The following is a 23,006-nucleotide window of genomic DNA, read 5'->3' on the forward strand; positions in this document are numbered from 1 at the left end:
GCCGTCAGACCTGCATGATGTCCTTTTCTTTCGCCGCAAGCGCATCGTCGACCAGCTTGATGTACTGGTCGGTCAGCGCCTGGACCTTCTCGCCGAGCCCCTTGTGCTCGTCCTGCGAGATGTCGCCGGCTTTTTCGGCCTTCTTCAGGCCGTCCATGCCGTCGCGGCGCACGTTGCGCACGGCGACGCGGGCCTGCTCGGCGTACTTGTGGGCGACCTTGGCCAGCTCCTTGCGGCGCTCCTGCGTCAGGTCGGGCAGCGGCACGCGGATCGACTGGCCTTCCGTCTGCGGGTTCAGGCCGAGGCCGGAATCGCGGATGCCCTTCTCCACGGCCTTGACCATGCCGCGGTCCCACACCTGCACGACGATCAGGCGCGGCTCCGGCACGCTGACGGTGCCGACCTCCTTGAGGTGCATCCTGGCGCCGTAAGCCTCAATGGTGACGGGCTCAAGCAGGCTGGCGGAGGCACGGCCGGTGCGCAGACCGCTCAACTCCTTGCGAAACGCCTCAAGCGCTCCTTCCATGCGGCGCTTGAGATCCGATGCATCGGGCGCAGCCACGGCTCACTCCGTTTCTTCGTTGATGATCGTAAACTTGCCCCGGCCCTGCATCACCTCGGCGAAAGCGCCGGGGGTGTGGATCGAGAACACGAGTATGGGGATGTGGCTTTCGCGCGCCAAGGAGATCGCGGAAGCGTCCATCACCTGCAGATCGTTCGCCAGGACTTCGAGATAGCCCAGGCGCTCGTAACGCTGCGCGTCCTTCACCTTCTTCGGGTCGGCGGTGTAGACGCCGTCCACCTGCGTGCCCTTCAGCAGAGCGTCGCAGCCCATCTCCGACGCGCGCAGCGCGGCGGCGGTGTCGGTGGTGAAGAAGGGGTTGCCGGTGCCGGCGGCGAAGATCACCACACGGCCCTTCTCCATGTGCCGGATGGCGCGGCGCCGGATGTAGGGCTCGCACACCGACGACATGGGAATGGCCGACTGCACGCGGGTCGCGACACCCATCCGTTCCAGAGCGCTCTGCATCGACAGGGCGTTCATGACGGTGGCGAGCATCCCGATGTAGTCGGCCGAGGCGCGCTCCATGCCGCTCGCCGCACCCTTCACGCCGCGGAAGATGTTGCCCCCGCCGATGACCAGGCTGACCTGGACGCCCAGCTGGATCACCGCCTTCACCTCGTTGGCGACGCGGTTGACCACCTCCGGGTCGAGGCCGTAGTCGCGCTGACCCATCAACGCCTCGCCCGACACCTTCAGCAGGACTCGTTTGAAGCGGATGCCGTCAGCCGGCTCGGTGGTCCCGGTGGTCTGGGCCATGGGGGGCTTTCTCCCGGTTGGTGTGAAGAGTGCGTGCGGCGGGTCGCCGGGTCCTTACTTCTGGCCGGCGGCGGCGGCGACTTCGGCGGCGAAATCGCTCTCCGCCTTCTCGATGCCCTCGCCCAGCGCGAAGCGGACGAAGCCCGTCACCTTGACCGGGGCGCCGACGTCCTTGGCGGCGTTCTCCACCACCTTGCGGACCTTGGTCTCGCCATCGATCACGTAGGTCTGCTCCAGCAGCACCACTTCCTCGTAGTACTTGCGGATGCGGCCCTCGAGCATCTTCTCGACGATGTTCTCCGGCTTGCCCGAGGCGCGGGCCTGCTCGGCGAGCACGTTGCGCTCACGCTCCAGGGCGGAGGTGTCGACGTCGGCGATGTCCAGGGCGTCCGGACGGGCGGCGGCGATGTGCATGGCGATCTGCTTGCCCAGATCGTTCAGCTTGGCGGCGTCGCCAGTCGACTCCAGGGCGACCAGAACGCCGATCTTGCCGAGGCCCGGCGCGATGGCCGAGTGGACGTAGGACACGACGACGCCCGCCGGGACCGACAGCTTGGCCGAGCGGCGGATGTTCATGTTCTCGCCGATGGTGGCGATCAGGTTGGTCAGCTCTTCCTGGACCGTGCGGCCGGCGTCCGGATAGGCGGTGCCCTTCAGGCCCTCGACGTCGCCCGAACCCGACAGGGTCAGCTCGGCGGCCTTCAGGGAGAAGGCCTGGAACTTGTCGTTGCGCGCGACGAAGTCGGTCTCGGCGTTCACCTCGACGACGGCGCCCGCGGTGCCGGCGGTGGCGACGGCGACCAGACCCTCGGCGGCGACGCGGCCGGACTTCTTGGCGGCGGCGGCGAGGCCCTTCTTGCGCAGCCAGTCAACGGCGCCCTCGAGGTCGCCCTGGGTCTCGGCCAGCGCCTTCTTGCAGTCCATCATGCCCGCGCCGGTCTTCTCGCGCAGTTCCTTGACGAGCGCGGCGGTAATCTCGGCCATGGTTTCGCCCTCTTCCTTCCGAACAGATCCAAGCGGATCGGGTTGATCCAAACAACTCATAAAAAAGGCAGCCGGGCCATAGGTCATAAGGCCCGGCTGCCCCGTATCACCGGGATCAGGCCTGGGCCTGTTCGGCCTCGGCCCCTTCCTCTTCCGGCAGCTGCTCGGCCGGAGCCTCCTCGGAGGAGCCGACGTCGATGCCGGCGGCGCTCATCTCAGCTTGCAGACCGTCGAGCACGGCGCCGTTCACCAGCTCGCAGTACAGGTCGATGGCGCGCAGGGCGTCGTCGTTGCCGGGGATCGGGAAGGCCACGCCGTCCGGATCGGAGTTGCTGTCGATCACCGCGATGACCGGAATGCCGAGCTTGTTGGCTTCCTTGACCGCGATCGACTCCTTGTTGGTGTCGATGATGAAGAGGACGTCCGGCAGGCCGCCCATCTCCTTGATGCCGCCCAGCGCGCGCTCCAGCTTGTCGCGCTCACGGGTCAGCTCGAGGATTTCGCGCTTGGTCAGGCCCGAGGTGTCGCCGCCCAGACGCTCTTCCATCTCGCGCAGGCGCTTGATCGACTGGGAGATGGTCTTCCAGTTGGTCAGCATGCCGCCGAGCCAGCGGTGGTTGACGTAGTACTGGCCGCACTTCGACGCGGCCTCGGCCACCTTCTCCTGGGCCTGGCGCTTGGTGCCGACGAACAGGACGCGGCCGCCGCCGGCGACGACGTCACGGACGGCCTGCAGGGCGCGGTGCAGAGCCGGGACGGTCTGCTCCAGGTCGATGATGTGCACGCCGTTGCGCACGCCGAAGATGTACGGACCCATCTTCGGGTTCCAGCGACGGGTGTGGTGACCGAAGTGGACGCCGGCTTCGAGCAGCTGGCGCATGGTGAAAGACGGAATAGCCATTTGGAAAAGTCCTTTTCCGGTTGCTCCGCCGCGGGCACTGTCCGTTTGACAGGACACCGGATCGGGCCATCGGGGTAAAGCCGAGGGACCGCCAGCCCGCGTGAGGTTTTGACGACGGCGCTTACATAGCCCGCCGCAACCGCTTTGGCAACACCGGTTTGCCAATTCGGTCGGAAGCGCGATCCTGTTTTCTCAGCGGTTAACCGCGGTCTTGAGCGCTGTGCCAGAGCCGCAGGATCGAAACGGTTTCGTCTTCGCCGATGTCGTAGACGATGACATAGGGACGGACGACGACCAGTTCCCGCGTGCCCTCGACCAAGCCCCGGCGGCCGCGTCGCGGAAACACCTGCAGGCTGTCACCCGCAAGAACCAACTCCTGGGCCAGGCGCCGAGCGGCGACCGGATTTTCCTGCGAGACATAGTGCAGGATGCGGACGAGATCGGCACGCGCCGCCGCTCGCCAGACTACCGTCACAGGTCGCGAGTCTCCGGCGGCTCCGCACCGAACTCACCATCGGCCACCCGCAACAGCCATTCCCGCATCTGCTCGTGCGGCACGCCGCGCCGGTCTGCGCGCGCCGTTGCGACCGCAGCCTTCAGAGCATCGGATTCGGCGGCTTCATCGTCGAGCTGGCGGGCGAGGTTCGGCATGGCTTGAATATGACATCCCGGCGCGGCCTTTTCCAGCTGTGCACCCGATTACAGCTCCACCACCTCGACCACCCCCGGCACCGCCTTCAGCGCGGCACGGCTCTGGTTGGTGATGTTGAAGGAGCCGGGAAGCTGGATCTCCACCTCCTTCAGTGGGTCGATCTCGACCAGCAGGTGGATCTTGCCCTTGCCGCGGGCCAGCCGCTCCAGCATGCCGCGAATGCTCTCCACCGGCCCGCCGTCGCGCACCACCACCTTCAAGCCGTCCGAGACCTGGGCGACGGCGTCCTCCAGCGGTTTCACCTCCTGGCAGGTCAGGCGCATGTCCTCGCCGTTCATCTGGACGTCCACGGTCATCAGCACCGGGCGCCCGGCCTCCAGCAGGTCGCGGTTGGTCGCCAGCACCTCGGAGAAGACCGTCACCTCGTAGCCGCCGCTGGAGTCGGACAGCTCCACGAAGGCGAAGCGGTTGCCTGACTTCGCGGTCTTCTCCTTGCGGCTGACCACGATGCCGGCGACGCTGCGCCGGGTCGAGCCGCCGCCGGTCACCGCCGTGGCAAGGTCCGCCGATCGCACCACCCTCATGCGGCCCAGCGGCCCGGCGAAGGCGTCCAGCGGGTGGGCAGACAGGTAGAAGCCGATGGCGCCGAACTCGTGCTTCAGCTTTTCCAGCGGCTCCCACTCCTTGACCTTGGGCAGGTCCGGCTCCTTCAGCCCGCCCCCGGCGCCGCCGAACAGGTTGCCGATGCCGCTGTCGCGCTCCGCCGCCTCGGCCTGGGCGTAACGGATGAGCGTCTCCAGCGCCGCGTGCACCTGGGCGCGGTTCGGGTTGATGCCGTCGAAGGCACCGGCGCAGGTCAGGTTTTCAAGCTGGCGCTTGTTGATGGTCTTCAGGTCGAGGCGGCGGGCGAAGTCGAAGAGGCTCTTGTAAGGGCCGTTCTTGCGCCGCTCCTCCACCACCGCCTTCATGGCCGGCAGGCCGACGCCCTTCACGGCGGCCAGCGCGTAGCGCACCGCCTTGGTGCCGTCGGGCAGCGCCTCGACCCCGAAGATGCTGTCGGATTTGTTGATGTCCGGCGTCAGCAGCTTGATCTTCAGCCGCACCAGTTCCTGCCGGAAGACGTTCAGCTTGTCGGTGTTGCCGAGGTCGAGCGTCATCGACGCCGCCATGAACTCCACCGGGTGGTTCGCCTTCAGATAGGCGGTGTGGTAGGCGACCAGGGCGTAGGCGGCGGCGTGGCTCTTGTTGAAGCCGTAGCCGGCGAACTTGGCAACCTGATCGAAGATCATGCTGGCCTGATCGGGGTCCACGCCCTTGTCCTTGGCGCCAACGACGAACTTGTCGCGCTCCTTGTCCATCTCCTCCTTGATCTTCTTGCCCATGGCGCGGCGCAGAAGATCGGCGCCGCCCAGCGAATAGCCGGACAGCACCTGGGCGATCTGCATGACCTGCTCCTGGTAGATCATGATCCCGAAGGTCTCCTTCAGGATCGGCTCCAGGGCCGGATTCATGTAGTCGGGCAGTTCCTCCCCGTTCTTGACCTTGATGTATTTGGGGATGTTGTCCATCGGGCCAGGGCGGTAGAGCGACACCAGCGCGATGATGTCCTCCAGCCGGTTCGGCTTCAGCCGGCGCAGCACGTCGCGCATGCCCGAGCTTTCCAGCTGGAACACGCCGGTCGATTCGGCGCGCCCCAGAATCTCGTAGCTTCGGGGGTCGTCCAGCGTGACGGTGGTCAGGTCCGGCTTCTCGGGGATCAGGTCCACCGCCGTCTTCAGCACGGTCAGCGTCTTCAAGCCGAGGAAGTCGAACTTCACCAGCCCGGCCTGCTCGACGAACTTCATGTTGAACTGGGTGACCGGCATGTCGGAGCGCGGGTCTCGGTACAGCGGCACCAAATCGTGCAGCGGCCGGTCGCCGATCACCACGCCTGCCGCGTGGGTCGAGGCGTGGCGGTACAGCCCCTCCAGCTTCAGCGCGATGTTGACGAGGCGCGCCACCGTCTCGTCGCCGTCGCGGGCCTGGCGCAGCATCTCCTCGCTGTCGAGCGCCTGCTGCAGCGTCACCGGGTTGGCCGGGTTGTTCGGCACCAGCTTGCAGATCTTGTCCACCTGCCCGTAGGGCATCTGCAGCACGCGCCCGACGTCGCGCAGCACGGCGCGGGCCTGCAGCTTACCGAAGGTGATGATCTGGGCGACGCGGTCGTAGCCGTACTTGTCCTGGACGTAGCGGATCACCTCTTCGCGGCGGTCCTGGCAGAAGTCCACGTCGAAGTCGGGCATCGACACGCGTTCGGGATTCAGGAAGCGCTCGAACAGCAGGCCGAAGCGCAGCGGGTCCAGGTCGGTGATGGTCAGCGCCCAGGCGACGACCGAGCCCGCGCCCGAGCCGCGGCCCGGCCCCACCGGGATGTCGTGCGACTTGGCCCACTTGATGAAGTCCGACACGATCAGGAAGTAGCCGGGGAACTTCATCGACACGATGACATCCAGCTCGAACTCCAGCCGCTCGAAATAGGTCTTGCGGGTCTCTTCGCGCTGCTCCGGCGTCATGTCCGGGGTGTAGACGACGCTGTTCAGCCGCATCTCCAGACCCTCGCGGGACTGGGCGCGCAGCTCCTCCCCCTCGTCGCGGCCGCCCTCGCAGGGGAAGGGCGGGAGGATGGGCTTGATCGGCTTCAGCAGGAAGGAGCAGCGCCGGGCGATTGCGACCGTGTTGTCCACCGCTTCCGGCAGGTCCTTGAACAGGTCCCGCATCTCCTCGGCCGACTTGAAGCGGTGGTCGGGGGTGAGGCGGCGGCGCTCGGTCTGGCTGATGTAGGCGCCCTCGGCGATGCAGAGCAGCGCGTCGTGCGCCTCGTACATGTCCTCGGTCGCGAAATAGCAGTCGTTGGTGGCGACCAGCGGCAGGTCGTGGGCGTAGGCGAGATCGATCAGCGCCGGCTCGATGGCGTCCTCGATCACCGCGAAATGGTCGCGGTGGCGCTGAAGCTCGACGTAGAGGCGACCGGGGAACAGCCGCTTCAGTCGCTCCAGCACGTCGAGCGCCAGATCCTTCTGCCCCTCGCCCAGCAGCCGCCCGACCGAGCCGCCGGGACCGCCGGTCAGCGCGATCAGCCCGGCGGAATGGCCCTCCAGCGCGTCCAGCGGAATCTGCGGCCCGGCCATCGGGTCCGATTCCAGGAAGGCCTTGGACACCAGCTTCATCAGGTTCCGGTAGCCCTCGTCGGTCTGGCAGAGCAGGACGAGCTGGTCAGGGACCGACGCCGCCTTGCCCGGCAGGCCCGGCTTGCCGTTGGCGGGACCGACTCGGGTGATGCCCAGAACCGTGCCGATGATCGGCTGCACACCCGAATCCGCGGCAGCCAGCGCGAACTCCAGCGCGCCGAACAGGTTGCCGGTGTCGGTCACGGCGACCGCCGGCATCTCCTTCTTCTGGCAGAGCTTGACCAGCTCCTTCACCTTGATGGCGCCCTCGGACAGGGAATAGGCGGAGTGGACGCGCAGGTGGATGAAGTCGGCGTGGGGCATGGCGGAGATGGGCACCGGTTCCAGCGAAGAGGGGACGTTTCCCCTTAGTCGTCGCGCATCCCGTCCCGCACTGCAAGGGACCAAGCGCGGGCCCGGCCATGCGGCGATGCGCCAACCCTGTCGAAGGTAAGGGAAGATTCCCCGATCATGCGTGTTCGTGCTATCGAAAGAGGCAGAGCCACGATCCGAGAATGACCCGTTCCATGCGCCGCATCCGCTCCAGCGCCGTCCTGGCGGTGCTGGCGGCCACGCTCCTCACGGCTTGCCAGACCACCGGCGCCCCCGCACCGTCCGCGGAGCAGACCCACCGGCCGCCGCCGACCGCTACGCCCGCCTCCCCCCTGTCCGACGCGCCGGGGCGCGTCGTTGCGCAGAACAAGGGCTGGGTCGTGCGGGCGCATCCGGCGACCAAGACCGGCTCGGCCTATTGTTACGCCACGCGGGCGGACGACTCCTCCCCCCTCTCCTTCCGGGCGACGGCGAAGGGCGCGGCCATGCTGGTCAACGCCGACCAGCACGCCCAAGCCGGCAAGGACGCGGAAAGCCGCCTGACCGCCATCTTCCCCGACGGCGAGACCATGGCGCTTGAGGCCAGCCCCCTGCCCGACGGCGGCGTTGTGGTTCCGGTCGAGTTGCCCAAGTACGAGGATCTGTTCGAACCCTTCATGCGGTCGCGCGCGGTGACGCTGCAGCGGGACGGCGGCGGGACCGAGATCGGCGACGTCAATCTCGGCGGCTCCTCCTGGGCGCTGGCCGCGCTGGACGAGTGCCGCATCCTGCACACGGACAAGTGAAGCGATTCGGGGATCTGACCCGCGATGGGCGCATTGAGCGCCGCGTTGACCGGCGGGTTGTGCATCTCTAGCCTTCGGCTCCATGCGCACCGCCCACATCGGCCTTGCCGTCGCCGTCGCGGCGATCTGGGGCTTCAACTTCGTCGCCATCAAGGTCGGTCTCGCGGACTTTCCGCCGATCCTGTTCTGCGCCCTGCGCTTCGCGTTGGCGGCGCTGCCCCTTCTCGTGCTGGGCGTTCGCGGCGGTCCGCCGGTGCCCTGGCGCTTCATCCTGGGCATCGGGCTGGTGCTGGGGGTGGTGAAGTTCTCGCTGCTGTTCGTCGGGATGGACATCGGCATGCCGGCCGGACTGTCCTCGCTGGTGCTGCAGTCGCAGGCCTTCTTCACCGCCCTGTTCGCCGCGCTGGTGCTGGGGGAGCGGCCCGGTCCGAAGCAGGTGCTGGGCATGGCGGTGGCCTTCGCCGGGATCGGCCTGATCGCTCTGGAGATGCCGGCGGGCGAGTCGCTGCTCGGTCTGGGGCTGGTCATGGCCGCCGCGGCCACCTGGGGCGTGGCGAACCTGCTGATGAAGCAGGCCAAAGCGCCGGACCTGTTCCGCATGATGCTGTGGGTCAGTGTGGTGCCGCCGATCCCGCTGCTGCTGCTGTCGCTGGGGATGGAGGGCCCGGACCGGGCTTGGCAGGCCCTGACCCATCTGACGCCGCTGGGCGTCGGGGCGGTGGCCTACATCGCCTTCGGGGCGACGCTGTTCGGCTTCGCCGCCTGGGGCTTTTTGCTGCGCCACTATCCGGCGAGCCTGGTGGCGCCCTTCTCGCTGCTGGTGCCGGTCTTCGGCATGAGTTCCAGCGCGCTGGTCCTGGGGGAGAGCTTCACGCCGCTGAAGATGGCCGGCGCGCTTCTGGTGCTGGCCGGGCTGGCGGTGGCCGTGCTGAAGCTGCCTTCCGCACGGCCGGCCACCCATCGGCCCTGATTCGGGCCTGATCGCTCAGGTCAGGTTCTTCTTCAGGAACTCCACGGACCGGCCCCAGGCGAGGTCCGCCGCCTCCTTGTTGTAGCGCTCCGCCGACGTGTCGTTGTGGAAGGCGTGGTTCACGTTGTCGTACATGAAGAGTTGGTAAGACTTGCCGCCTTTTTTCAGGGCCTCCTCATAGGCCGGCACCTTGGCGTTCACATTGTTGTCCAACCCGGCGTAATGGAGCTGAAGCGGCGACTTGATGGTGGTGACCAGCGTCGGGTCGGGCGCCGGGCCGTAGAAGACGACGCCCGCCTTGAGGTCCGGCGCCTTGATGGCCAGCCGGTTGGTCATGCCGCCGCCCCAGCAGAAGCCGATAGCCCCCACCTTGGCGTTGGAATAGCGGTAGGCCATCAGGTCGCTCATCGACGCGATCAGGTTGTTCACCGTCTTGTCGGGGTCGAGTTGGCCGATCATCTCGCGGGCACGGTCGGGGTCCTGCGGGGTGCCGCCGAGCGGGGACAGCAGATCCGGAGCCATGGCGACGAAGCCGGCCACCGCCAGCCGCCGCGTCACGTCCTCGATGTAAGGGTTCAGGCCACGGTTCTCGTGAATCACCACCACCGACGGCGCCTGCTCGGCCAGCTTCGGGCGGGCCCGGTAGGCCTGAACGTCGCCGGTCGCCCCCTGGAAGGTGACGCGGTCCGTGGCGATCCGGCTGTCGTCCTCCGGAACCTCGGCGGCCAGGGCGTAGTTCGGCTCGATCTGGGAGAGGATCGCCGGAATGGCCGCCGCGCTGCCCGCCAGCACCGCCAGCCGCTCCAGGAAGACGCGGCGCGGCAGCGGCCGGTGGGTGTACTCGTCGTACAGATCGATGATCTTCTGATCCATGAACTCCGGTCCCTCCTTGTTGGGTTGCGCGAAGTCTGCCCCAGGACGCACCGATCACCAATCCGCCGAACGGCGATGCCACTCTTAAGCGGTTTGGCCGGTTGCCGCGGTTTGGCCGATCCCCCGGCCGCGCCGCGATGGCGGTCAAACCCGCGCGTGCTCCACGAGGACGCCATCGCTCATTTCGAGCACCCGGTCCATGCGGTTGGCAAGCTCCAGGTTGTGGGTGGCGATCAGCGCGCCGACCCGCGCCTGCCGGACGATGGAGGTCAGCATGGCGAAGACCCCCTCCGCCGTGTGCGGGTCGAGATTGCCCGTCGGCTCGTCGGCGATCAGCAGGCCCGGCCCGTTGGCCAACGCGCGGGCGATGGCGACCCGCTGCTGCTCGCCGCCGGACAGGCGGGCCGGACGGTGGCCGGCGCGCGGCTCCAGCCCGACCATGCGCAGCAGTTCCAGTGCGCGCTCGCGGGCGGTGCGCTTCGCCACGCCGTTGATCATCTGCGGCAGCACGATGTTCTCCAGCGCGGAGAATTCCGGCAGCAGGTGATGGAACTGGTAAACGAAGCCGACCGAGCGGCGGCGCACCTCCGTCCGCTTCCCGTCGTCCAGGGCGGACACGTCGGTCCCGGCGATCCGCACCGTGCCGGCGGTCGGCCGCTCCAGCAGGCCGGCGATGTGCAGCAGGGTCGATTTGCCGGCGCCCGACGGGCCGACCAGGGCGACAAGCTCGCCCGCATGGACGGTCAGCTCCGCCCCGCGCAGCACCTGAAGCTCGGTCCCCGCCTGCTCGAAGGTCCGGACGATCCCCGACAGTTCCAGCATCGGCTCACTCATAGCGCAGGGCCTCCACCGGATCGAGACGGGCCGCCCGCCAGGACGGGTAGACGGTGGCGGCGAAGGACAGGCCCAGCGCCATCAGCGTGACCTGGACCACCTCCGACCAGTCGATCTTCGCCGGCAATTGCGACAGGAAATAGATCTCGGCGTTGAACAGGTTGGTGCCGGTCAGCGCCTGGATGCCCTGGCGGATCGTCTCGATGTTCAGCGCGAAGGACACGCCGAGCGCCACACCGACCAGCGTCCCCGCCACCCCCACCGAGGCGCCGGACAGGAAGAAGATGCGCATGATCATGCCGCGGGTTGCGCCCATGGTGCGCAGGATGGCGATGTCCCGCCCCTTGTCCTTCACCAGCATGATCAGGCTGGAGATGATGTTGAAGGCGGCCACCGTGATGATCAGCGACAGGATCAGGAACATCACGTTGCGCTCGACCTGGAGCGCCGTGAAGAAGCTGGCGTTGGACTGCTGCCAGTCGACCACCCGCCCCACCCCGGCCACCGCCGACTGGATGGCGTCGCGCGCCTCCCGTATCCGGGTCGGGTCGCTGACGAAGACCTCCAGCGAGGTCACCGCCTCGCCCGTGCGGAAGAAGGCCTGGGCCTCGGGCAGGGGCAGGAAGATGAAGCTGTTGTCGTATTCGAACATGCCGACGTCGAACACGGCGCCGATGGTGAAGCTGCGCATCCGCGGCACCGTGCCGAAGGCGGTGACGTTGCCCTGCGGCGCGATCAGGGTGAGCTGATCGCCGACCGCCAGACCCAGCCGCTGCGCCATGCGGATGCCGATGGCGATGTTGTCCTCGCCGAACGCCTCCACGGTGCCGCGCACGATGTTGCGCGACAGCGTCGGGCGCACCCGGAAGTCCTCCGGCCGCACGCCGCGCACCACCGCGCCGGAGGCGACGCCGCGCACCGACACCAGCGCCTGCCCCTCGACCGTCGGCGTCACCCCGACCACGCCGGACACGCCCTGCAGCCGCTGCACCAGCGGGTCGTAGTCGGGCAGCGGGCCGCCACGGCTGCTGTAGACGTTGAGATGGCCGTTCAGGCCGAGCACGCGGCCCAGAAGCTCCGCCCGGAAGCCGTTCATCACCGACATCACGATGATCAGCGTCGCCACGCCGAGCGCGATGCCCAGCAGCGAGAATCCGGCGATGACCGAGATGAACCCTTCCTGGCGGCGCGCCCGCAGATAGCGCATCGCGACCATGCGTTCAAAGGCGGAGAAGATCATGCGGCTCCCGATGAGCGAAGGGCGGGCGACGGAGGCCCGGCAAAAGCAAAGGCGGCGGACCGCAACCAGTCCGCCGCCCCGCAACATAAGTGCTTAACCGTGGCAGGAAAAGGGCGACCTTCCAAGGCGCCCGCTCCCCCGCCCCACGGTGTTACGCCGAGAGCTTCTCCAGGGCGCTGTCCACCGACAGCTCCTGCTTCTCGCCAGTGGCGCGGCGCTTCAGTTCGACCACGCCGTTCTTCAGGCCGCGCGGCCCGACGACGAGCTGCCACGGCAGGCCGATCAGGTCCATGTCGGCGAACTTCACGCCCGGACGCTCGTCGCGGTCGTCGTAGAGCACGTCCAGCCCGTTGGCGCGGAGCTTGTAATACAGCTCCTGGCAGACGCGGTCGGTCTCGGCGTCGCCGACCTTCAGGTTGACGAGGCCGACGTTGAAGGGCGCCACGGCGTCGGGCCAGATGATGCCGTTGTCGTCATGGCTGGCCTCGATGATGGCGCCCATCAGGCGCGACACGCCGATGCCGTAGGAGCCCATCTCGACCGGGACCGGCTCGCCGCCCGGACCGGCGACGACGGCGTTCATCGGCTTCGAGTACTTGGTGCCGAAGTTGAAGATGTGGCCGACCTCGATGCCGCGGGCCGACACCAGATCCGATTCCGCGACCGGGCAGTTGCCGGGCTCGTGCTTCTCGTCGGTCGCCGCGTAGATCGAGGTGTAGGTGTCGAAGAAGGGCTGCAGGTCCTCGTCGAAGCCCGGGGCGTTCTGCAGCACGTCCAGGGTCAGCCAATCCTTGTGGCAGAAGACGCCGCTCTCGCCGGTCTCGGCCAGGATGATGAATTCGTGGCTGAGGTCGCCGCCGATGGGGCCGGTGTCGGCGCGCATCGGGATGGCCTTCAGCCCCATGCGGGCGAAGGTGCGCAGATAGGCCAGGAACATCTTCTGGTAGGAGCGCCGGGCGCTGGCCGCGTCGATGTCGAAGCTGTAGGCGTCCTTCATCAGGAACTCGCGCCCGCGCATCACGCCGAAGCGGGGGCGGATCTCGTCCCGGAACTTCCACTGGATGTGGTAGAGGTTCAGCGGAAGCTGGCGGTAGCTCTTCACGAAGGCGCGGAAGATGTCGGTGATCATCTCCTCGTTCGTGGGACCGAACAGCATCTCGCGGTCGTGACGGTCGGTGATGCGCAGCATCTCCTTGCCGTAATCGTCGTAGCGGCCGCTTTCCTTCCACAGCTCCGCCGACTGGATGGTCGGCATCAGCAGTTCCTGGGCGCCGGCGGCGTCCTGCTCCTCGCGGACGATCTGCTCGATCTTCTTCAGGACCCGGTGGCCCAGCGGCAGCCAGGCGTAGATGCCGGCGCTGGTCTGGCGGATCATCCCGGCCCGCAGCATCAGGCGGTGCGAGACGATCTGCGCCTCGGTCGGGGTCTCCTTGAGGGTCGGCAGGAAGAAGGTGGATAGCCGCATGGCTCTGCTCTCGGTTTCGAGGGGATTCGTCCGGCGGTGCGCCGGTCCGCAACAGGGAGAGCGACTTTAGGAAGCCACCGCGCGCTTGTCCATCGTCACGGCACGCGTCAGGAGGCGGACCGCCCTATCGGACGGTGCGGCAATAGGCATAGACCTCGGCCTCGCTCGGCGCGCCGATGGGCTGGCCGTTGAAGTAAAGGCGGTTGGCGTACCAGGTCAGATAGCCGACCTCGACACCCGGCGCCGCCCCACCTTGCGGCACCGGGAAGCCCATGCGGCGGGCGAAATCCACGGTCACCGGGATGTCGAACCGCTCCAGCGGCGGCGCGGCGCCGGCCGAGCCCGGCAGGTCGGCGGGGGCCACCGCCTTGCCGTTCACATCCAGGCCGGGCGTGTAGTCCACCCCCGGCGCCGGGCGGTGAGCGGTCAGGAACCGGCAGGCGGAGAGATCGATCGGTTGCGCCGCTGCCCCACCGGACAGCGCCAGCATAGCGATGACGGACAGGGCGGAGCGGCGGATCATGGCGGACCTCAGCCTTGGGCGGCGGCGGACTGTTTCATGGATTTCCAGTAGGTGGCGAGATAGGGCATGCCCTTCTCCGCCTCCTCCTGGGTGCGTGCCGACTGGCGGATGTACTTGCCGAGGAAGGGCTTGTTCACGAACTCCATGTCGACGGCCGCCTTCAGCACCAGGAACTCGCCGATCCGGTCCGGCAGGTTGTAATGCCATTTCTGCAGGCATTCCGAGGTCACCCCCGGCTTCGCCTGATCCTGGCCCGACAGGTAGAATTCCTGGTGATGGTACTGGTTGATCTCCTTCCATGCCTGGAAGATGCGCGCCGGTTTCACGCGGACCAGCCCCTTCAGCACCTTGATGTCGTCATGGAACAGCGGCAGGTAGCCGCGGCGCTCGGCCTGCTCGTTCAGCATGGTGTAGAGGCCGGCCATCACGTCGCCCTCCGCACCTTGCTCGCTGGCCTTCTTTTCCGGCTTGTCCGTTTTGCGGCCGAACAGCGAGGCGAAGAAGCCCTTCTTCTTGGCCGGTGCCGAGGAGCCGCTGTCCGCCCCCACCTTCCGCTCGTCCCACAGCGCGTCCCAGGCGTAATCCCAGGCGGTGAAGACGGCGTTGGAGCGGTCGTCGAGGACGGTCAGCAGATAGTCGCGCCCGTCCCGCGGCCAATCCACGTCGCCGACGATGGCCCGCACCGGACGGCGGCTGAGCAGAACCGGGAAGATCCCGACGCGCACCAGTTCGGCGTAGATTTCCTGAAAGGATGGGGTCAAGGCAAAGGGGAGCTTGGCCGCCGGCTGCTCTTCGGGGGTCAGCAGTTCAAGACTCTTGCGGGTGCGGTCAAGCAGTTCGGTGGTCAGAATGGCCGCGAACTGCTCGAACTTCTCGTTATCACCCGCGGTCATCGGCGCCTCGGCATCGTTCTCCCCGCTGACGGCCGCAAATTCCGGCTGCGAACGCCGCCGCACTTGAATCCAAAGCCGGAACGGACGCTCGCCCGCCTCCCGCACAGTAGGATGAGCTATACCCGCAAAGGGTTAATTCATTCTGTACCGAAGCACAACGGTCCGTCTGCCTACGGACGAAGGTGATCGTGGGCTCCGTGAAGCGGGCCGGGACGAAAAAAGGACCGCGCGGCGATCGCGGCGCGGCCCGAGGTTTAGGGAGGAATCGCCACCAGGCGTCGGAAAAGAGGGAAGAACCCCTCTCGTCACACCAAGTACATTGAACCCGACCCCACCCGATGACAAGACGGAATTTGGAATAAACCAAGTCGTCAGCAAAGAATTCGCAGGTTTCGCCCAAGACATAGGCGGTTGATTACGTCATAGGCGCCGATATGCCTGCTTTATGAGCGTCGTATCCTGCGAACCCCTGCCGAACGGCGACCATCCAAGGGGGATCGAGCATGGCGACCTCGGACCAGACCGGGCAACGGGGCTGATGCGCGCCCGGCAGATAGCCGAGACTCATCAGGAATTCGCCGGTGATCTCGCCGCCGGTGAAGCGGAAGGTGCGCTTGAACAGCCGGATCCACTCCGCCTTGCTCAAGGGGTGATGGGCGCGCAGCCAGCCGTCGAACGATCCGTGCGTTTCGCGCAGGGCCACGATCCGCCGCGCGTTCTCAATGGCGGCGTCGACCTTCAGCCGGTTGCGGATGATTCCCGGATCGGCCAGCAGCCGTTCCCGCTCCGCCTCGCCATAGGCAGCGACGCGGTCGATGTCGAAAGCGTCGAAGGCGGCGCGAAAGGCCTCGCGCTTCTTCAGAATGGTCAGCCAGGACAGGCCCGCCTGATTGATCTCCAGAATCAGCCGCTCGAACAGCACCCGGTCGTCGGCGCTGGGGAAGCCGTACTCGCTGTCGTGGTAGGGGCCGTGATGCGCGTGGCCGGGCGCCGCGTCGCAATAGGTCAGGCTCACGCGAAGGCTCCTTCCGGGAGGGGGATCAGTGCGGCTTGGCCATCTCGCGGAAGGAAATCAGGTCCGACTGCACGATGCCGAAAATGACCAGCCACACCACCGCCGCGACCAGGGTCGTGGCGGCGAATTTCAGGAGGATGCGCGGGCGCTCCGGCGCGCTGCTCGCCATGCCCGGCTCGGGCTGGGCCGGGGTGCGCACGCCCCAGGGCAGCACCGCGAACAGCACCACCCACCAGACGACCACATAGACGCTGATGCCCGTCACCCAGCCCATCGCATGCCTCCGGTTTTCGCGCCTTGCCTCAGGCCTGCTCCAGCTCCACCAGGGTGCCGCAGAAGTCCTTGGGATGCAGGAACAGCACCGGCTTGTCGTGGGCGCCGATCTTCGGTTCGCCGTCGCCCAGAACGCGGGCGCCCTGCGCCTTCATCCGGTCGCGGGCGGCCAGGATGTCGTCCACCTCGTAGCAGATGTGGTGGATGCCGCCAGACGGGTTCTTTTCCAGGAAGCCGGCGATCGGCGACTTCTCGCCAAAGGGATGGAGCAGCTCGATCTTCGTGTTGGGCAGCTCGACGAAGACGACGGTGACGCCGTGCGGCGGCAGGTCCACCGGCTGGGACACCGCGGCGCCCAGCGTGTCGCGGTAGAGCGCGGTCGCCGCCGTCAGATCCGGCACGACGATGGCGACGTGGTTCAGCTTCCCGATCATGGGTCCTCCCGAAAGGCGTAAAGTCGGATTCGCTTATACACGGACCAGATGAACGTCCGTCACCGGCTTCTTGCCGTGCGTCGCGTTGAAGCAGCGGCGAACGGCGATCCGGGCGGCGGCGCGCACCTGCTCGTCGTCGGCGCGGGCCGATTTCGGCATCTCGGCGACGGCCTCGCGCACCGCGTCCACCACGTCGAGCAGCATGTCGCGGTCCGCCGAGTCGTCGAGCAGCCCCATCACCGCGATCTGCGGCGCGGTCACCAGCTCGCCCTTGCCGTTCATCACCAGCGTGACGACGGCGGCGCCGTTGTGGACCATCCGGTGGCGCGCCCGCATCAGCCCGGTGTCGAGCGGGATCAGCCGCTTGCCGTCCAGCGCCATGCGGCCGGAGCGGACCTGCGCCACCACCCGCGGCGGCGCGTCGGGCGACAGCCGGATCAGGTCGCCGTTGCCGGGGACCAGAGCCTCCGGCACCTGACAGGCGCGGGCCAGCTTGGCGTGCTCCAGCTGGTGGCGCTGCTCGCCGTGGACCGGCATGGCGATGCGCGGGCGCACCCACTGGTACATGCGGACCAGCTCGTCCTGCGCGGGGTGGCCGGACACATGGACCGGCGCCTCGTCGGCGGTGACGATGCGGATGCCCTGACTGACCAGCAGGTTCTGCATGCGGCCGATGGCCCGCTCGTTGCCGGGAATCTCGCGCGAGGAAAAAACCACCACATCGCCGCGCTGCAGCGACACCTGGGGATGGTCGTCCGACGCGATGCGGGCGAGCGCGGAGCGCGGTTCCCCCTGGCTGCCGGTGCAGACCAGCACCAGCTTGTCGCGCGGCACGTAGTTGGCGTCATGCTCGGTCAGAAAGGCCGGCAGGTCGGCGAGGTAGCCGTTGGAGCGCGCGGCCTCGTTGATCCGCCACATCGACCGCCCGACCAGGGCGACGTGGCGCCCGTGCGCCGCCGCCGCGTGGGCGATGCTTTCCAGCCGCGCGACGTTGGTGGCGAAGCAGCTCACCGCGACGCGCACGTCGGGGAACTGCCCGATCAGCTCGGTCAGCGTCTTGCGCACGCTGCCTTCCGACCCGGAGCTGCCGGGCACCAGAGCGTTGGTGCTGTCGCCGATCAGCGCCAGCACGCCCTCGTCGCCGATGGCGCGCAGCCGCTCCTCGTCGGCCGCCTCCCCCACCAGTGGTTCAGGGTCGAGCTTCCAGTCGCCGGTGTGCAGCACCGTGCCGGCGGTGGTGCGGATCGCCAGGGCGTTCGGCTCAGGGATCGAATGGGTGACCGTCACATACTCGACCGAGAAGGGGCCGACCTCGATGGTGCTGCCCAGCGCCACCTCATGCACCGGCACCACCCCGGCCAGCCCGCGCTCGTGCAGCTTGGCGCGCAGGACGGCGGCGGTGAAAGGCGTGCAGTAGACGGGCACGCGAAGCTGCGGCCACAGATACTGGATGGCCCCCAGGTGATCCTCGTGCGCGTGCGTGACCACGATGCCCACGAGGTCGTGCCGACGCTCCGCGATGAAGGCGGGGTCCGGCATGATGACGTCCAGCCCCGGCATCGTATCGTCCGCGAAGGAGATGCCGAGATCCACCATCAACCACTTGCCGCGATGGCCGTAGAGGTTGAGGTTCATGCCGATCTCGCCCGAACCGCCCAGCGGCAGGAAGTAGAGCGCGTCGTCCTCGGGAGCGAACAGGTCGCCGTCTCCCTCGACCGGGTGGACGGAGGGAGCGGAGTCGGGATGGGTCATTGGGCCGTGTTGCGCTTGTGGATCAGGAGGAGGCCGCGCAGCGTGAGTTCGCCGTCGGTGTGTTCGATTACATGGGTTGCCTTGGCGAAAAGCACACCTAGCCCTCCGGTCGCGACGACCGTCATCGGCTCGCCGTACTCCGCCCGGATGCGGTTGACCAGCCCTTCGATCAGGCCGACATAGCCCCAGAAGACCCCGGACTGCATGCACTCGACGGTGTTGGTGCCGATGACGTGGCCCGGCTGCTGGATTTCGACGCGGGGCAGCTTGCTCGCCGCCATCTGCAGCGCCTCCAGCGACAGGTTCAGGCCGGGCGCGATGACGCCGCCGCGGTAGTTGCCGTCGCGGTCGACCACGTCGAAGGTCGTCGCCGTGCCGAAGTCGATGACGATCAGCGGCGTCTTGTAGGTGGCCGCCGCCGCCACCGTGTTGACCAGACGGTCGGCACCGACCTCGTCGGGCCGGTCGACCAGCGCGCGGGTGCCGAGATCGACCCCCGGCTGGCCGACCACCAGTGGATCGCAGCCGAAATGATCCTTGCACAGGCGCTTCAGGTTGAAGGTCGCGCCGGGCACCACGCTGGCGATGATGGCGCTGTCGATGTTCGCCGGGCCCAAGCCCTTCAGCGCCATCAGGTGGGTCACCCACACCATGTACTCGTCGGCGGTGCGCTTCTTGTCGGTCGCCGTGCGCCACAGGCCGCGCTGTTCGTCGCCCTCATAGATCGCGAACACCACGTTGGTGTTTCCGGCGTCGATGGCGAGCAGCATCTCTCAGGTCTCCACCGCGGGTGGGAAAAACACGTCTCCGGCGGCGATGCGCTGGCGCCCCGCCCCGTCATCCCGATCAAGCAACAGAACGCCGTCGCTGTCCAGATCGGCGAACGTGCCGGTCAGCGTGCGGTCCGGCAGACGGACGACGATGGGCTCGCCCAAACCCCGAGCCCGCTTCATCCAGGCGTCGCGCACGGGGCCGAAGCCATGCTCCGCCCAGACGCCGTACCAGCGCGCCAACTGCTCCGCGTAGATTTCCAGCAGGGCCGCGGGCTGGAGCGCCGGGGCGCCCTCCGCCGCCAGCGACGTGGCCGCGTAGTCGGTGCCCTCGGGAAAATGCCGCAGGTTGATGCCGACGCCGAGCACCAGCCAGGAGACCCCGCCCCCGGCCGCTGCCTCCGACTCGAGCAGGATGCCGGACAGCTTGCGGCCATGCACCAGAACATCGTTCGGCCATTTGCAGCGCACGCCGTCGGGATCGGGGAGAACGGCGGCGGCGGTGTCGGCGATGGCGAGCGCCGCCACGAACGAAATCTGCGCCGCCTCGGCCGGCGGGCGCGAGGGACGCAGTATGGTCGAACTGTACAGATTGCCTTCCGGCGAGGTCCAGGCCCGGCCGCGGCGGCCGCGGCCCGACTCCTGCCGCTTGGCCCATACGATGGTGCCTTCGGCAGCCCCCGAACGCGCGAAGGCCTTCGCCTCGTCGTTCGTGCTGCCGACGGAGTCGAAGGCCATCACCCGGAAGCCCGAAGGCAGGCGCAAACGCGCCGCCTCCGCTTCGTTGCCTGCCGTCATCCGGCGAACAGCGAGGCCGCCGCCGCCGCCGCGTAGTTCAGGATCGGCGCCGGAACCACGAAGAACAGCAGGGTGAACAGGCCGGTGGCGATCAGGATGCCGGTCATCCCGTCATCGCCGATCTTGTCGAACGCCTCCACCGGCTCATCGAAGTACATGATCTTGATGATGCGCAGGTAGTAGTAGGCGCCCACGACGCTGGTCAGCACGCCGATCACCGCCAGCGTGTAGAGCTGCGCCTCGATGGCGGCGAGGAAGACGTAGAGCTTGCTGAAGAAGCCGGCCATCGGCGGGATGCCCGCCATGGAGAACATGAACACCGCCATCGCGCCCGCCAGCAGCGGGTTGGTGCGCGACAGACCGGCGAGGTCCTTGATCTCCTCGACCATGCGGCCCTGCTGCTTCATGCACAGGATGACCGCGAAGGTGCCGATGTTCATGACGATGTAGACCGCCATGTAGATCAGCACGCCGCGCACGCCTTCCTGGGTGCCGGAGGCGAGGCCGACCAGGGCGTAGCCGACGTGGCCGATGGAGCTGTAGGCCATCAGCCGCTTGATGTTGCTCTGGGTGATCGCCGCGAAGGCGCCGAGCGACATCGAGAGGATCGAGCTGACGATGATGATCTGCTGCCACTGGTGGGCCAGATGACCGAACGGCTCGATCAGCAGGCGGGTGACCAGCGCGATGGCGGCGACCTTCGGGGCGGCGGCGAAGAAGGCCGTGACCGGGGTCGGCGCGCCCTCGTAGACGTCCGGCGTCCACATATGGAACGGAACGGCGGAGATCTTGAAGGCCAGACCGGCGACGACGAAGACCAAGCCGATGATGACGCCCACCGACGGATGCGCGCCGCCGGCGAACAGGGCGGCGATCTTGTCGAAAGAGGTCGTGCCGGCGAAGCCGTAGACCATCGACGCGCCGTACAGCAGCATGCCCGAGGAGAGCGAGCCGAGCACGAAGTACTTCAGGCCCGCTTCCGAGGACTTGGCGCTGTCGCGGCGGAAGGCGGCGATGACGTAGAGCGCGAGGCTCTGCGTCTCCAGCCCGACATAGAGGGAGATGAGGTCGTTGGCCGACACCATCATCAGCATGCCGAGCGTGGCGAAGAGCATCAGCACCGGGAACTCGAACCGGGCCATCTTCTCGCGCTCGTTGAAGCCGAGCGCGAGGAGGACCGACAGCGAGGCGGCGACGAGGATCAGCACCTTCATGAAGACGCCGAAGGCGTCCATCACGAAGAGGCCATTGAAGGTGACGACCCGGCCGGTGCCGTAGCCCATGGTCAATATGGCAGCCAGCAGCAGCGCCACCATCGTCATGTAGCCGATGGGGCGCGTGAAGCCGTCGCCGCGGAACACGCCGATCAGCAGCAGGGCCATGCCGGCGCAGGCGAGGAAGATTTCCGGCAGGGCCGGCCAGATGTCGGGAAACACAGCGGTCATGTCGGAACCTCTAGCGCGCGGCGACGGAGACGTCGGCCCCGCCCTGAGCGGCGGCCAGCTTGGTCTGGTAGGTCTGGATCAGCTGCCCGACCGACGCCGAGGTGACGTTCAGGAAGCTGTTCGGGTAGACGCCCATCCACAGCACCACGACGATCAGCGGCAGGAAGATGGCAACCTCGCGGGTGTTCAGGTCGAACATCGCGCGGACGTCCGCCTTGACCAGCTTGCCGTACACGACGCGGCGGAACAGCCACAGCGCGTAGGCCGGGCCCAGGATCAGGCCGGTGGCGGCCAGGAAGGCGACCCAGGTGTTGTCGCGGAAGGCGCCGAGCAGGACCAGGAACTCGCCGACGAAACCGGAGGTGCCCGGCAGGCCGACCGAGGCCATGGTCATGAACAGGAAGACCACCGCGTATTTCGGCATGTTCTTCACCAGACCGCCGTAGCGGGCGATCTCGCGGGTGTGCAGCCGGTCATAGACGACGCCGACGCAGAGGAAGAGCGCGCCCGAGACGATGCCGTGCGACAGCATCGTGAAGATCGAGCCCTCGATGCCCTGCTGGTTCAGCGCGAACATGCCGATGGTGACGAAGCCCATGTGGGCGACGGACGAGTAGGCGATCAGCTTCTTCATGTCCTCCTGCGCCAGGGCGACGAGGGAGGTGTAGATCACCGCGACGATCGACAGCGCGTAGACCATCGGGGCGAAATACTCGGTCGCCTCGGGCAGCATCGGGATGTTGAAGCGCAGGAAGCCGTAGCCGCCCATCTTCAGCAGAACGCCGGCTAGGATGACCGACCCGGCGGTCGGCGCCTCGACGTGGGCGTCGGGGAGCCAGGTGTGCACCGGCCACATCGGCACCTTCACCGCGAAGGACGCGAAGAAGGCCAGCCACAGCCAGAGCTGCATGTTGCGCGGGAAGTGGGTCGCCGTGATCGTCGGGATGTCCGTCGTGCCGGCCGCGAAGTACATGGCCAGGATGGCCAGCAGCATCAGGACCGAGCCGAGCAGCGTGTAGAGGAAGAACTTGAACGCCGCGTAGACGCGCCGCGCCCCGCCCCAGACACCGATGATCAGGAACATCGGGATCAGCACGCCCTCGAAGAACATGTAGAAGAGGACGAAGTCCAGCGCGCAGAACATCCCCACCATGAGGGTTTCCAGCACGAGGAAGGCGATCATGTACTCCTTCACTCGGGTCTGCACCGCCTCCCAGGAGGAGAGGATGCAGAGCGGCATCAGAAAGGTGGAGAGGATGACGAACAGCATCGAAATGCCGTCCACACCCATGTGGTAGGAGATCCCGAACTCGGGAATCCACGCCGCCTTCTCCACGAGCTGGTAGCCCGGGTTGCGCGGGTCGAAGTTGAACCAGATGAACAGCGACAGGACGAAGGTGATGACCGTCGTCCAGAGCGCGACGTAACGGACGTTCCGAACCACATCCGGCGTGTTGCCCCTGCAGAAGAGCAGGATCAGCGCCACACCGGCCAGCGGCAGGAAGGTCGTGAACGACAGGAGCGGCCAGCTAGCCATTG

23 protein-coding genes are annotated in these 23,006 nt (G+C 67.4%); 2 read left to right on the plus strand and 21 right to left on the minus strand.

The features are described 5' to 3' along the window. Nucleotides 1-4 precede the first annotated feature (4 nt). From frr to dnaE, 7 genes are all read right to left on the minus strand, one after another. Nucleotides 5-562: a ribosome recycling factor gene (frr, locus tag ABAZ39_RS08045; RefSeq protein WP_014240153.1), complete on the minus strand. Its 558-nt coding sequence runs from the start codon at nt 560-562 to the stop codon at nt 5-7. Nucleotides 563-565: 3 nt separating this feature from the next. Then, nucleotides 566-1,321, minus strand: a complete 756-nt coding sequence (pyrH, locus tag ABAZ39_RS08050; protein WP_014240152.1) for a UMP kinase — start codon at nt 1,319-1,321, stop codon at nt 566-568. A gap of 54 nt (nt 1,322-1,375) precedes the next feature. Continuing rightward, nucleotides 1,376-2,305 (minus strand): translation elongation factor Ts, encoded by a 930-nt coding sequence (gene tsf / locus ABAZ39_RS08055; protein ID WP_038528340.1) that lies wholly within the window; start codon nt 2,303-2,305, stop codon nt 1,376-1,378. Nucleotides 2,306-2,420: 115 nt separating this feature from the next. Continuing rightward, nucleotides 2,421-3,206 (minus strand): 30S ribosomal protein S2, encoded by a 786-nt coding sequence (gene rpsB / locus ABAZ39_RS08060; protein ID WP_038528344.1) that lies wholly within the window; start codon nt 3,204-3,206, stop codon nt 2,421-2,423. 199 nt (nt 3,207-3,405) lie between these two features. Next, on the minus strand, nt 3,406-3,681 hold the full coding sequence (locus tag ABAZ39_RS08065) for a type II toxin-antitoxin system RelE/ParE family toxin (protein ID WP_038528347.1): 276 nt from the start codon (nt 3,679-3,681) through the stop codon (nt 3,406-3,408). Continuing rightward, nucleotides 3,678-3,857: a hypothetical protein gene (locus tag ABAZ39_RS08070; RefSeq protein ID WP_038528350.1), complete on the minus strand. Its 180-nt coding sequence runs from the start codon at nt 3,855-3,857 to the stop codon at nt 3,678-3,680. The genes ABAZ39_RS08065 and ABAZ39_RS08070 overlap by 4 nt, the downstream gene beginning before the upstream one ends. 48 nt (nt 3,858-3,905) lie before the next feature. After that, a complete protein-coding gene (gene dnaE / locus ABAZ39_RS08075; protein ID WP_038530997.1) occupies nt 3,906-7,388 on the minus strand; it encodes a DNA polymerase III subunit alpha in 3,483 nt (1,160 codons plus the stop codon). A gap of 191 nt (nt 7,389-7,579) precedes the next feature. Between dnaE and ABAZ39_RS08080 the strand changes: the two genes are divergently transcribed. After that, complete coding sequence (locus ABAZ39_RS08080) at nt 7,580-8,182, plus strand: hypothetical protein (RefSeq protein WP_038528353.1); 603 nt, start codon at nt 7,580-7,582, stop codon at nt 8,180-8,182. Between the two features lie 82 nt (nt 8,183-8,264). Further along, the gene (locus ABAZ39_RS08085; RefSeq protein WP_038528356.1) at nt 8,265-9,152 is read left to right on the plus strand and encodes an EamA family transporter; all 888 of its coding nucleotides are present in this window, start codon (nt 8,265-8,267) and stop codon (nt 9,150-9,152) included. A gap of 15 nt (nt 9,153-9,167) precedes the next feature. Here ABAZ39_RS08085 and ABAZ39_RS08090 read toward each other — a convergent pair whose 3' ends face one another. The 14 genes from ABAZ39_RS08090 to ABAZ39_RS08155 form a co-directional block, all read right to left on the minus strand. Next, a complete protein-coding gene (locus ABAZ39_RS08090) occupies nt 9,168-10,025 on the minus strand; it encodes a dienelactone hydrolase family protein (RefSeq protein ID WP_038528359.1) in 858 nt (285 codons plus the stop codon). A gap of 144 nt (nt 10,026-10,169) precedes the next feature. Continuing rightward, a complete protein-coding gene (locus ABAZ39_RS08095) occupies nt 10,170-10,859 on the minus strand; it encodes an ABC transporter ATP-binding protein (RefSeq protein WP_038528362.1) in 690 nt (229 codons plus the stop codon). Continuing rightward, nucleotides 10,852-12,099, minus strand: coding sequence for a lipoprotein-releasing ABC transporter permease subunit (locus tag ABAZ39_RS08100; RefSeq protein WP_038528365.1), 1,248 nt, complete (start codon nt 12,097-12,099; stop codon nt 10,852-10,854). Before ABAZ39_RS08100 ends, ABAZ39_RS08095 begins: the two co-directional genes overlap by 8 nt. Nucleotides 12,100-12,250: 151 nt before the next feature. Continuing rightward, nucleotides 12,251-13,564 (minus strand): proline--tRNA ligase, encoded by a 1,314-nt coding sequence (gene proS, locus ABAZ39_RS08105; protein WP_038528368.1) that lies wholly within the window; start codon nt 13,562-13,564, stop codon nt 12,251-12,253. A gap of 124 nt (nt 13,565-13,688) precedes the next feature. Next, nucleotides 13,689-14,087, minus strand: coding sequence for a hypothetical protein (locus tag ABAZ39_RS08110; RefSeq protein WP_038528371.1), 399 nt, complete (start codon nt 14,085-14,087; stop codon nt 13,689-13,691). Between the two features lie 8 nt (nt 14,088-14,095). Then, nucleotides 14,096-14,980, minus strand: a complete 885-nt coding sequence (locus ABAZ39_RS08115) for a hypothetical protein (protein ID WP_038530999.1) — start codon at nt 14,978-14,980, stop codon at nt 14,096-14,098. A gap of 415 nt (nt 14,981-15,395) precedes the next feature. After that, entirely contained in the window at nt 15,396-15,995 is a 600-nt protein-coding gene (locus ABAZ39_RS08120; protein ID WP_014240139.1) for a DNA-3-methyladenine glycosylase I, read from the minus strand. Between the two features lie 25 nt (nt 15,996-16,020). Next, the gene (locus ABAZ39_RS08125; protein ID WP_014240138.1) at nt 16,021-16,269 is read right to left on the minus strand and encodes a DUF1467 family protein; all 249 of its coding nucleotides are present in this window, start codon (nt 16,267-16,269) and stop codon (nt 16,021-16,023) included. Nucleotides 16,270-16,297: 28 nt separating this feature from the next. Beyond that, nucleotides 16,298-16,702: a methylmalonyl-CoA epimerase gene (mce, locus tag ABAZ39_RS08130; RefSeq protein WP_038528376.1), complete on the minus strand. Its 405-nt coding sequence runs from the start codon at nt 16,700-16,702 to the stop codon at nt 16,298-16,300. 33 nt (nt 16,703-16,735) lie between these two features. After that, nucleotides 16,736-18,454 (minus strand): ribonuclease J, encoded by a 1,719-nt coding sequence (locus ABAZ39_RS08135; RefSeq protein ID WP_103040651.1) that lies wholly within the window; start codon nt 18,452-18,454, stop codon nt 16,736-16,738. Continuing rightward, complete coding sequence (locus ABAZ39_RS08140; RefSeq protein WP_038528379.1) at nt 18,451-19,224, minus strand: type III pantothenate kinase; 774 nt, start codon at nt 19,222-19,224, stop codon at nt 18,451-18,453. Before ABAZ39_RS08140 ends, ABAZ39_RS08135 begins: the two co-directional genes overlap by 4 nt. A gap of 3 nt (nt 19,225-19,227) precedes the next feature. Further along, the gene (locus ABAZ39_RS08145; RefSeq protein ID WP_038528381.1) at nt 19,228-20,022 is read right to left on the minus strand and encodes a biotin--[acetyl-CoA-carboxylase] ligase; all 795 of its coding nucleotides are present in this window, start codon (nt 20,020-20,022) and stop codon (nt 19,228-19,230) included. Continuing rightward, the gene (nuoN, locus tag ABAZ39_RS08150; protein ID WP_014240133.1) at nt 20,019-21,467 is read right to left on the minus strand and encodes an NADH-quinone oxidoreductase subunit NuoN; all 1,449 of its coding nucleotides are present in this window, start codon (nt 21,465-21,467) and stop codon (nt 20,019-20,021) included. The genes ABAZ39_RS08145 and nuoN overlap by 4 nt, the downstream gene beginning before the upstream one ends. 10 nt (nt 21,468-21,477) lie before the next feature. Beyond that, a complete protein-coding gene (locus ABAZ39_RS08155) occupies nt 21,478-23,004 on the minus strand; it encodes an NADH-quinone oxidoreductase subunit M (protein ID WP_014240132.1) in 1,527 nt (508 codons plus the stop codon). Between the last annotated feature and the right edge of the window lie 2 nt (nt 23,005-23,006).

The organism is Azospirillum argentinense (assembly GCF_000632475.1).
Classification (GTDB): domain Bacteria; phylum Pseudomonadota; class Alphaproteobacteria; order Azospirillales; family Azospirillaceae; genus Azospirillum; species Azospirillum baldaniorum.